9 protein-coding genes are annotated in these 10,806 nt (G+C 42.2%); 4 read left to right on the top strand and 5 right to left on the bottom strand.

Annotated features, from left to right (window positions below; genetic code table 11):
• The coding region (locus tag ACYRY3_RS35550; protein WP_460206386.1) for an RNaseH domain-containing protein at positions 1 to 1,951 on the top strand (1,951 nt) is incomplete at its 5' end.
• A 308-nt stretch (positions 1,952 to 2,259) separates the two neighbouring features.
• Here ACYRY3_RS35550 and ACYRY3_RS35545 read toward each other — a convergent pair.
• On the bottom strand, positions 2,260 to 2,424 hold the full coding sequence (locus ACYRY3_RS35545; protein ID WP_460206385.1) for a hypothetical protein: 165 nt from the start codon (positions 2,422 to 2,424) through the stop codon (positions 2,260 to 2,262).
• A 159-nt stretch (positions 2,425 to 2,583) separates the two neighbouring features.
• Here ACYRY3_RS35545 and ACYRY3_RS35540 point away from each other — a divergent pair, with 159 nt between their 5' ends.
• From ACYRY3_RS35540 to ACYRY3_RS35530, 3 genes are all read left to right on the top strand, one after another.
• Positions 2,584 to 4,311 carry a diflavin flavoprotein gene (locus tag ACYRY3_RS35540; RefSeq protein ID WP_460206384.1) on the top strand — a complete coding sequence of 576 codons (1,728 nt, stop codon included), beginning with the start codon at positions 2,584 to 2,586 and terminating at the stop codon, positions 4,309 to 4,311.
• A 61-nt stretch (positions 4,312 to 4,372) separates the two neighbouring features.
• Entirely contained in the window at positions 4,373 to 6,094 is a 1,722-nt protein-coding gene (locus ACYRY3_RS35535; RefSeq protein WP_460206383.1) for a diflavin flavoprotein, read from the top strand.
• Positions 6,095 to 6,481: 387 nt separating this feature from the next.
• Positions 6,482 to 6,988: a phosphate-starvation-inducible PsiE family protein gene (locus tag ACYRY3_RS35530; protein WP_460206382.1), complete on the top strand. Its 507-nt coding sequence runs from the start codon at positions 6,482 to 6,484 to the stop codon at positions 6,986 to 6,988.
• A 97-nt stretch (positions 6,989 to 7,085) separates the two neighbouring features.
• Here ACYRY3_RS35530 and ACYRY3_RS35525 read toward each other — a convergent pair whose 3' ends face one another.
• The 4 genes from ACYRY3_RS35525 to ACYRY3_RS35510 form a co-directional block, all read right to left on the bottom strand.
• Positions 7,086 to 8,468, bottom strand: a complete 1,383-nt coding sequence (locus ACYRY3_RS35525) for a pentapeptide repeat-containing protein (RefSeq protein WP_460206381.1) — start codon at positions 8,466 to 8,468, stop codon at positions 7,086 to 7,088.
• A gap of 93 nt (positions 8,469 to 8,561) precedes the next feature.
• Positions 8,562 to 10,175: a cryptochrome/photolyase family protein gene (locus tag ACYRY3_RS35520; protein ID WP_460206380.1), complete on the bottom strand. Its 1,614-nt coding sequence runs from the start codon at positions 10,173 to 10,175 to the stop codon at positions 8,562 to 8,564.
• Positions 10,176 to 10,299: 124 nt separating this feature from the next.
• Positions 10,300 to 10,425: a DUF6760 family protein gene (locus ACYRY3_RS35515; protein WP_460206394.1), complete on the bottom strand. Its 126-nt coding sequence runs from the start codon at positions 10,423 to 10,425 to the stop codon at positions 10,300 to 10,302.
• Between the two features lie 17 nt (positions 10,426 to 10,442).
• Positions 10,443 to 10,805, bottom strand: a complete 363-nt coding sequence (locus tag ACYRY3_RS35510) for a phage tail assembly protein (protein WP_460206379.1) — start codon at positions 10,803 to 10,805, stop codon at positions 10,443 to 10,445.
• Between the last annotated feature and the right edge of the window lies 1 nt (position 10,806).

Genomic DNA, 10,806 nt, shown 5'->3' with positions numbered 1-10,806 from the left:
GTCTAGGGCTATTAGCGAGTTACTGAAAATGAACGACTCTCTACTCCCTGACCCTAACACCTTAGCAAGTAAACCAGTTTATAACTGGTCAGGAATTGGTGAAAATCCCAATAGTATTATACAAGCTGCGCTCGCCTACGATTCTCGACATCGCGGCGATATCCCTTGTCTTCCTGGTGTGAGTCCACTAGATGTAGCCAGTCTAGATAGTGCTATTCAACATAAGATAAAGCAAGAAAATGTCCTTGTTCGGCGAGTAGGTGAAGCAGTAAAGAAATCAGGTACATATAAGCCCTACTGGGAACCAGGAAAACCACGAAAGAAAGGTAGTCAAGAACCTAAAGACCGTAACGATTTATCTACACCAATGCAGCGGCCAAAAATTGCTGCACCCGCAACATTTCGTTCTTCAGAGAATTCTCCCAACATGATACTGATTCTTTGGGAAACCCAAGAATGTCGAGATGCGTTAATTGCTGAAATTTGTGAGTTACTTTTATTATCTCAAAAAGGGGAAACAAAAACATATGAAACCCTGCCCGGAGTCACAGGAAAAGAAACTATTTATGAAAGCCCTTACGGTTGCCTGCATATCAAAACACAGCACGTATTAGACCTCACACAAATATTTGATGTTGATAATCCTTCAGTAGAAGGTAAAAACAGACAACAACGGCGCATGAATTTGATGGATAAGCGCATTCATCAGATTATTTCATATTTACCTAAACCAGAGAAATTCAGCGGTGCCTTAATAGAAATTCCGCCCAAACCCTTTATACCAGAGTCAGATCCAAAGTTAGCATTGCGAATTGGGGCAATGCAGGCGGGTTATGTCAATCAGCACATCCACGCTTTAACGCGTCGTAAAAAGGATGGCTCTGAATACATAACTAAAGAAGCTCCAAATCGAGTGCAAAAAGCTGTATCAGATTTACTACGACAATTTGGAATTTTGCCTGTTCCTTTAATCGATATCACAAAGGATGGCATAGATCCGAATATGTGGCTAACTTGTTTTTATGTTTTACGCCGCACCCGAAAAACAACAGCTAATAATATGGCTTCTACTGTAGCAATCGTGGTACGAGTTAACCCAGTAACAGGAATTGTACAGCTTACTACTCCTTCTTTATTTCCCAACCCTGGTTGGGTATCATATCCAGACGGACTTGGATATCTCCTCCATGAAAAATGGAACCCTAATTCCTATGCTGATGACACGACTGATGACATGAGTGACAAACAACAGTCTAGCAATACCAAAAGCGAACAACAGTTTTTCAATAATTTCGTTACTGAGTGTTTGCGCGATTGCTTGAATACCCCAGTTGAAGGGGAAAAACTTCCCCGAGTGCTATTGATGGCGGAAGCACAAAATGCCCGCAAGATGCTGACATGGCTGCAAAATCCAAAGGATAAATTACCAGCCAACGATTTACCTGATGCACTGAAACTGCACATGAGTGAATCTGAAATAAGTCGTTTGTTGCTTGTGCGGTTGCGAGTTGCTGGTAATGGAGGTGAAGTCCCTGTAGGTATTGTCAAGGGTTCTCCTGGTAGCCGAACGAGTGGTTTATTCTGTTGGCAGGATGTTTGTGATGATGGGGAGACTGCGCTTTATCTAAGTGTCAGAAAACTGTTAAATACCGAACAAGGTACAAACACATTAAAACCGAAACAGTCTCGTCTTGATAATGGCAGCCTACAAGCTGGTAACCCCAAACCATTAGAAATAGCCGTCATTCATCATCCAGGAATTGACCGCGATAAATTGGCTTGCTTCGTCCATAGTCTCAGAGATCGATGGCCCTATTTTGCGAACGAGGTCTCTTTGCCGATACCTTTTCCCTTTGCTACTTTAGCCAAAGAGTATGCGGTTAGTGCATTGGATGCAGCAGAATCCGTTGACTTAGACGAGGCGGAAGATTCAGAGGAATCTTTTGATTGAGAGGCTAAAATAGCTGATTGTTTGGGTAGCGGACTGCCAATGTTTCCAGCGAGGTGGCACTAAATTACATCTTATCTAGTCAGCTGGAAGATAGCAGGAGACTACTTTTCCGTGGCTATCTTGTCCAGCCTGTCATTTGCGTCTTTTGCTAGTTGCAGGCATCGAACACTCGATGCCAAACCTCCAGTAGCTGTTATGGGTAGGATTACGTTACACGATCGCTTTGGTGGGCAGTGCCCACCCTACAAAAATTGGTAATTTTAGAGCGGAAAAGGAGTAACTCAAAAGACACGTCTCATACCAATTCTCTATAAACTTGCACCTTTTGATTCAATTTCTCTTCTTGGCGCTCTTGGCGTCTTGGCGGTTCCTGCCTGAAAATTAAGTGCATCTTCGTGGAGAACTGCTATCAGTTGTGTGCTGTTAATGCAACTGCCTAGCAAGGTTGTATCAGCTATTTTTAGCTTTACCATAGTTTGTTCGCGCAGTTAAGCTATCTCTATCAGACATAAAGAAAAATTATATTTAACTGGTATTGCTATTCCCTGATTTTATAAATATAGTTCTGTAAAGAAGCATAGAAAAAAGCATATATCAATCTACACCATATTAAGTTGCACAGGAGGCTCCCAATGGTAGCACTGACCGAACGCGTTCAACGCAGATTAACCATGCAATCTATAGAAATTGGAACCAGTACAACTGCAATTCGCTGTTTGGACTGGGATCGCGATCGCTTCGATATTGAGTTCGGTCTGCAAAATGGCACGACTTACAACTCATTTTTAATCCAAAGCGAGAAGACAGCTTTAATTGACACTTCCCATGAGAAGTTTCGCCAACAGTACTTGGACAATCTTTCAGGGCTGGTTGACCTAACTTCACTCGACTATCTGATTGTCAGCCATACTGAGCCAGACCATAGTGGATTGGTCAAAGACATACTGGCATTAGCTCCTCAAGTCACCGTTGTTGGTTCAAAAGTAGCAATTCAGTTTTTGGAAAATTGGGTACATCAGCCGTTTAAGCAACAAATCGTGAAAAATGGCGATCGCCTGGATTTGGGTAACGGACACATCCTGGAATTTGTGATTGCACCAAATCTGCATTGGCCCGATACAATATTCACCTATGATATCAAAACACAAATTTTGTATACCTGTGATGCTTTTGGTATGCATTATTGTGATGACCACACCTTTGATGAAGATTTAGCTCTAATTGAAGAAGACTTCCAATACTATTACGACTGCCTGATGAGACCAAATGCTCGCTCAGTTCTGTCTGCTCTCAAACGGATGGGTGAGTTACCTTCAATGACAACCATTGCCACGGGTCACGGTCCCCTACTCCACCACAATCTCACTGACCTTGTAAATCGCTATCGTCAGTGGAGTCAAGAGCAAGCAAAGGCAGAAACAACTGTTGCTGTTTTTTATGTCTCTGATTATGGATTTAGCGATGGCCTTTCTCAGGCAATTGCCTACGGTATTGCAAAGACTGGTGTGGCAGTGGAACTCATGGATTTGAGGTCGGCTGACCCTCAAGATGTCAAAGAATTAGTCAGTATTGCTGCCGGAATAGTCATAGGCACTCCACCCATTTCCGGAACATCTGCTTCTTCTGCTCGGACTGCCCTGAGCACTATTCTTGCAGCTGCCAAACCCAAGCAATCTATTGGTGTATTTGAGTCTGGAGGCAGAGACAGTGAATCAGTCTATTTACTGCTCAATCAGTTTCACGACTTGGGCTTAAATCCAGCCTTCCCACCAATTGTCCTTAAAGACACACCAACTGACAGCACTTATCAGTTGTGTGAAGAAGCTGGTACTGATATGGGACAGTCATTGTCTCGCGATCGCAGTATCAAGCAAATCAAAGCCTTCAATTCCGATTTAGAAAAAGCGTTGGGACGGTTGAGCAATGGACTGTATATTCTCACTGCTCAAAAGGGCAACCTGAACAGCGCTATGTTGGCTTCTTGGGTGGCGCAAGCTAGTTTTAAACCTTTGGGTATAACAGTGATGGTGGCTAAAGACCGTGCCATTGAGTCTTTGTTGCATATCGGCGATCGCTTTGTTCTCAATATTTTAGAAGAAGGCAATTATCAAAGATTAATGAAGCACTTCCTCCAGCGCTTTCATCCCGGTGCCGATCGTTTTGAAGGAGTAAAAACTTACCCTGCGACCAATGGTTGTCCGATTTTGGCAGACGCCCTTGCTTATATAGAGTGCGAAGTAAAAAGCCGTATGGACTGTGGCGACCACTGGAGTATTTACAGCACTGTTTCTGTAGGTCGTGTCTCAAAACCCGATGCTCTTACTGCGGTTCACCATCGTAAAGTCGGGAATCATTACTAATTTAGTCGTGGGTCATCACCCACTAGTTACAAGCTAAAAACTACCAACCACTAACAATCTTATGCCAGACATTAAAATACGCGATGTTCAGGTTGCCTCGATTGGTACTGACACCACTGTACTGCGATCGCGCACTTGGGAACGACTGAAGTTTGAAGTAGAGTACTCTCTACAAAAGGGTACAACTGCCAATTCTTACCTGATTCAAGCTGAGAAAACAGCTATTTTAGACCCGCCAGGACAATCATTTACAGAAATTTACTTGCAGCAATTACAGCAGATTCTTGATTTAAAACATTTGGATTACGTCATTTTGGGTCACGTAAATCCAAACCGCTGTGTCACCTTAAAGGAGTTACTGGATTTAGCCCCTCAAATCACGTTGGTTTGCACGAAAGTAGGCGCAATTGCTTTACGTACAGCCTTTCCAGAAAGGGAGTTAAAAATAAGTGTTGTCCGGGAGGAAGAAGTTCTAGATTTAGGCAACGGTCACAAATTACAATTTATCCCCGTCCCCATGCCACGCTGGCCCGATGAGGTTTATACTTACGATTCCAAGACTCGCATTCTGTTTAGTGATAAGTTATTCGGTGCTCATATTTGTGGGGATGAAATCTTTGATGAAGATTGGAAAGCTCTAGACGAAGACCGACGGCATTACTATGATTGCCTTCATGCTGCTCAATCCCGGCAAGTAGAAATAGCACTGGATAAATTTACTCCCTTATCAATTAATTTTTACGCTCCCGGTCACGGACCTGTTGTACGTTACAGCAAAAGCCGACTCAACCATGACTATCAGCAGTGGAGTCAGCAGCAGAAGGATAAAGGCTTGACTGTAGCAATGATTTATGCATCTGCTTACGGTAATACAAGCACCTTGGCGCAAGCGATCGCTAAGGGCATAACAAAGGCAGGTGTCGCTGTAGAATTAATAAATTGTGAGTTTGCAGATTCGGCTGAAATTCAGGCGATTGTAGAAAAATGTGATGGATTTATCATCGGTTCTCCCACATTAGGAGGACATATGCCCACTCAAGTGCAAACTGCATTGGGGATTGTACTTTCCGTTGCGCCTAAAAACAAATTAGCAGGCGTATTTGGTTCCTATGGCTGGAGTGGGGAAGCCGTTGATGAGATTGAACACAAGTTACAAGATGCGGGTTATCGCTTTGGCTTTGACTCACTGCGAGTGAAGTTCAAGCCCACGGATGCCATCCTCCAGCAGTGTAAAGAAGCGGGTACTGATTTTGCTCAGGCTTTGAAAAAGGCAAAGAAAACTCGTACTCCCCGACAAGCCATTAATGACTCCCAAATTGACAGAACTGAACAAGCTGTGGGAAGAATTATTGGTTCTCTGTGTGTGGTATCCGCTAAACGAGGAGATGTTACAAGTGCTATGCTGGCTTCTTGGGTAACTCAGGCTAGCTTTAATCCTCCTGGTGTTACTGTTGCAGTTGCCAAAGACCGAGCAATTGAATCTCTAATGCATACGGGAAACAATTTTGTCATTAATATCTTGAAAGAAGGTATGAACTTAAGGCGACATTTCCTTCAACCCTTTGCACCAGGGGAAGACCGCTTTGCTGGTTTGGACACTCAAACAGATGAAAATGGTTGTCCCATCCTTAACGATGCTCTTGCTTATCTGCAATGCAATGTTCACAGCCGAATGGATTGTGGAGACCACTGGCTTGTGTATGCGATCGTTAACAATGGTCAAATGCTACAACCTACAGGAATGACTGCAATGCATCATCGTAAATCTGGGGGTCAGTACTAGTACAGAAAGGCGCTCAGTATGAAGGATAAAGGATGAAATTAAAAGGCTTACACTGTAAACTTTGGAGTGATTTACATTTGTGAGCCGCCTTTACGCCGACTTGTACTAGGTAGTTAGTGGTTAGTAGTAAAGAATAACTAATAACTACTAAGTAAGTCGGCGTAAATAAACACAAGTATGTTACAAAATGTAAATGCATTGAAAACCCTTACTAATGACCCTCCGGGTATCTCCTCCTCCAGAGGCTGCGCCAACGCCAGTCCCCAGGGCGTGGGAAACCCGCCTACTTTCTCTGGACTCACCAATGACAAATGAAGGACGACCCTCACCAGTTACTTTTTTTCTTACCGACCTACTTAACAAACAACATTCATTTAGGAGAAACAAATGCAAGGATTGCTGAAGAAATCATTTACAGAAAAATATGAATGGCTAAATAGAAGCCTGATTGTGCGCTGTCTTGAAACTATTCAAGATTTAATTGTGATTTCTTTGTGTATTGGTTTATTTAGCTTGATGGCAATTCAGTTGAGAGCTATGTTTTATTCCTTACTACCTCCTCTGAATTTCCAAGGAGTTACCTCAGATATTTTATTTCTCTTAATTTTAGTCGAGTTATTTCGACTGCTGATTATCTATTTACAAGAGCAACGAGTCTCTATTGGTGTAGCAGTGGAAGTTTCGATTGTATCTGTTTTGCGAGAAGTTATTGTACGGGGAGTACTGGAGGCACAATGGAATCAAATTTTAGCCGCTTGTGCCTTTTTACTAGTTATGGCAGTACTGCTTATAGTTCGGGTTTGGATACCGCCCACTTTTAATGGAATTGACCCAGAAAAACAGATTTCTCTAAGAAACAAAATACTGACAGTAGAAAAAGGGATTGGGGAGTAAAATCACTTTTTTTCTACTTCTTTCTGCGTGTTCTCTGCGACTCTGGAATTTCAAGAATCAAATAAAACTGCTTATGATTTTAAATGAATGGGTTCCCTCATTCCGCAACATTTTCAGCTTTAGTTAGCTCATCTACCTTCTGCTTTGCCCAAATGTTCAATTCTCCTGGTGCAAATGTTCTGTTCATTGGATAGCGTTTTGACTGCTTTTGAGTGAGATAAACATAATCACAAATTGTCTCTTTCAGTTGAGTCGTCTTATCTATTTTCCAAGATTCTAAACACGCTCCTGTGAGTTTTGCATATCGAAAATCTGCTTTTATTGCTCTAGCTCTCGTGAGGGTTGCTCCTTCTAAATTCGCATATTCAAATGTTGCTTCACCGAGCTCTGCTTCTGTAAAATCAGCATTGCGGAGATCTGCACCCAAAAGGTTAGCACCTCTGAGGTTACAGCCTGTAAAAGATTCTTTAGCACCCCTTTTTGTAACAATTACGTTTCTCACTCGTGGATTGGACAAAATTGTATTGTCAACTTTAGCTATTTCCAACTGTTTTACTAAATGAAAGTGAGTGCGGATGAGTTTTGCGTTTGTAAAATCTGTATTTTTGAGGACAGCATGGGCGAAATCAGTGTCAGTTAAGTCAGCGCCCCTAAAACTGCTTCCCGATTTTGCAGTGATGACGATCGCAATCTTCCGCATCCAACCAAATGTTGTATCTTCTGCCAAAAGTTGCCGTACAATGTATCTAACTACCAGCGCACCACCAGCAATTCCGAAAGCAGTTGCCATTAGAGTTCCAGATAAAGCTTCAACCTTAGGCACTGACAAGATGGCATCATTACGAATAAACCGAACGACTGCAGTACCCAGTGTAACTCCAAATGCAGAACCTTGTATTGCGCTAGCTAGAGTTGCAGATGCCGTCACAATGACAGCAATAACTCCATATATCATCTCAGAAATTGTCATAGCTATAACTGCAACTGCGATCGCAATTGCACACAATGCTATAGTTATGGCTGCTGTCAGGATTCCAGCACTCACCCCAACAATGTTGCCTGTCTTAATCCCAAAGATCGCCCCAAATATGACTCCAGTCGCTGCGATCGTTCCCAAAGCAGGCTGTATGTTATGAGGAATATTGAAAAGTATATAGACAGCAAACAATTCTGAAACTAGTGTTGCTGATAGGATTTTTCTTGGGGTTAGCGTCGCCGGAAAAAGTAAATAGCTAAAAAAAACAATAGCAAATATGGCAGTCAAGCCCAGGAGTGCTGATAGGATGACTGCTATAAATACTAAACTTACTGCGTGACGCGGCTGTAATCCAGCTGTTGCCTGACAGAAATTGGCACCGATAAGAGTGGCATTGGTAAAATCTGCACCACGAATATCCGCTCGGGAAAAGTTTGCACTCGTAAGGTCAGAACCTCTAAAGGAACAACCCCGCAGGTCTTTGCCAGAAAAGTCTTGAGCCATGGATAATGGCAATTAAATGATGGATTTAGATTATCTCCCTTTTCTTTAGGATTTACAGTACCCTCAAGGGTAATTTAATATTTGTATACAAAATTACACACATTCTTGATGTTGGGAATGCCAATCTTGTGCATATTTGCGGATAATGTCTAATTCTTCCTGGGAAATTCGGTCAAGGTGCCCTAAGATAAAGCTCATCCTGCCTTGAGATTGTAGTCGCTCGCGGTGACGGTCAAGAAAATCCCAATAAAAGAAATTAAATGGACAGGCATTTTCTCCGACACGTTCCTTGGGATTGCGATCGCATCCTTTACAATAATCGCTCATTTTATTGACATAATTACCAGATGCTGCATATGGCTTTGATGCCAAGATTCCGCCATCAGCAAACAATCCCATGCCAATAACATTCGTCTGCATCACCCAGTCATAAGCATCAATAAACGTGGCATGAAACCAATTTTCCACTTCTTGTGGTGAAATTCCAGCAATCAGAGCAAAATTACTCAATATCATTAACCTTTGGATATGATGGGCATAGCCGGTACGTTGCAGCTGAGTTAGAATTTGACGCAAACAATTCAAATCGGTATCACCTGTCCAGAAAAACTCAGGTAGGGGTTGAGTGTGATTGAACCAATTCTTTTCAGGATAATCTGCACTCACAAAGTGATAAATCCCGTGCATATATTCCCGCCAACCCAACACCTGACGGATGAAACCTTCTACACTATTTAAAGGCAGTTGGTTTTGATAATAAGCTTTTTCTGCTGCTTGTATCACCTCTAATGGTTGAAGTAACCCGATATTCAGATAGGGAGAAAGCATGGCATGCCACATTGTTTCTTCCCCTGTGACCATCGCATCTTGGTAGGGACCAAAATCAGGTAGACGGTTTTTGATAAACCAATCCAAGACTTCAAGTGCTTGAGAACGAGTGACTGCCCAGCGAAACGGTTCTTGAGATTTTAACCTTTGATGAACGCTGGTGGACTCCGATCTTTTTTGTCCGCGTTCATCTGCGACAGGTTGCGGTTGTAAGATTTCCTTTCCATAAGTTGGGAAGGGTAGCGAGTTGACATGAGCAATTACTTCTTGAGTTATCTCATCCGGTTCAAACCATTTAGCTGGTGGTGTATTTAATTTTCCTTTCGGTGGTTTGCGATTATCTTTATCAAAATTCCACTGTCCCCCGACTGGTTTATCGCCCTCCATTAAAATTTGGAAACGTCGCCGTCCTTCTCGGTAGAAATCTTCCATCAACAATCGTTTGCGAAGCTTAGCCCAAGTTTTAAATTCTTCAGAATTCCATAAAAAGTGATTGTTGGGAATTAAAGTAAGTTGACAATTTAAAGACGAAAGGTAGCGCGTTTCTAAATTTTCAATCACTTTCAAAAAGGGAATATCATTGGGTACCATCACCCGTAATTCAGTGATTTGCTTTTCCTGAATCCACGGTTGAAGTGGAGTCTCAAAATCTTCTGCAATTTTATAAGTAACTGAGTAACCAAGCTGTTGCAATTCTTCAGCAAAATGCCGCATTGCTGACCATACTAAAACTAGCTTTTGCTTGTGATAGGGACGTGCTTGGACGTGACGTAACGACTCAATCATTATGACGTGTACGCTGTCGGTCTTGCGACAACTTTGCAAAGCTGCTTGTTCGGACCAAAGTTGATCTCCTAATACCCAAACACCAATTGTCATTTTCTTTAGTCAATAAAAAATATAAGTTTTGCAGGTTAAATAAATTCTATGTTTCCCTTCATTTTTTCAGGTGTAAGCGCTTCATAAATGAATCCCAATACTCCCCAATCCGGAAACGTCGTAACTATTGATTTTGCTTTATTTTGGCAATTTCTGCCACCCAGCGGCAACGGCTATCATGCTCTAAATTCAAAATCTCTTCTAATGACCAGTGAAAGTGATATGCAATGCAAGCTACCTCCTCATGCAGTTGTTTTAAGGGGTAGCTTACGACTCCCCCGATAAAACTAACTCCACATTAAAGTCATAGTTGCACTTGGGACACTGAACGGGAATTTCTGCAACTCCTTGCTGGTTAATCCGATTGTAAAACTCTCGTAGGTAAGCTAGATCGCGAGTGAAGAGGTTCTCTAAAATTTCGGGAGTGACTGATGGTAAATCGCCAAAATGAGTAATGACTCGCGATAGCATAACTAAGACTCCATAAACTGGTTCTTGTTGAACGCGACGGTCTTTCCTCACTGCCATTTCATCTTTTGCCGTTGCTAGGCGCATGACTCCTTGACGATGAATGTTTCCTTCAACATCTACTAATCCTTTAGGCAATATGAAGTTAAATTCGGTTTGCATT

This window comes from Scytonema sp. NUACC21, assembly GCF_054684315.1.
This window is presented reverse-complemented; position numbering and strand designations above follow the sequence as displayed.

Excerpts from the sequence above, each read along its gene's own strand:
- ACYRY3_RS35530 (WP_460206382.1), top strand. The coding sequence starts at position 6,482 with ATGCAAGGATTGCTGAAGAAATCATTTACAGAAAAATATGAATGGCTA.
- ACYRY3_RS35535 (WP_460206383.1), top strand. The coding sequence starts at position 4,373 with ATGCCAGACATTAAAATACGCGATGTTCAGGTTGCCTCGATTGGTACT.
- ACYRY3_RS35525 (WP_460206381.1), bottom strand. The coding sequence starts at position 8,468 with ATGGCTCAAGACTTTTCTGGCAAAGACCTGCGGGGTTGTTCCTTTAGA.
- ACYRY3_RS35545 (WP_460206385.1), bottom strand. The coding sequence starts at position 2,424 with ATGGTAAAGCTAAAAATAGCTGATACAACCTTGCTAGGCAGTTGCATT.
- ACYRY3_RS35540 (WP_460206384.1), top strand. The coding sequence starts at position 2,584 with ATGGTAGCACTGACCGAACGCGTTCAACGCAGATTAACCATGCAATCT.
- ACYRY3_RS35510 (WP_460206379.1), bottom strand. The coding sequence starts at position 10,805 with ATGCAAACCGAATTTAACTTCATATTGCCTAAAGGATTAGTAGATGTT.
- ACYRY3_RS35520 (WP_460206380.1), bottom strand. The coding sequence starts at position 10,175 with ATGACAATTGGTGTTTGGGTATTAGGAGATCAACTTTGGTCCGAACAA.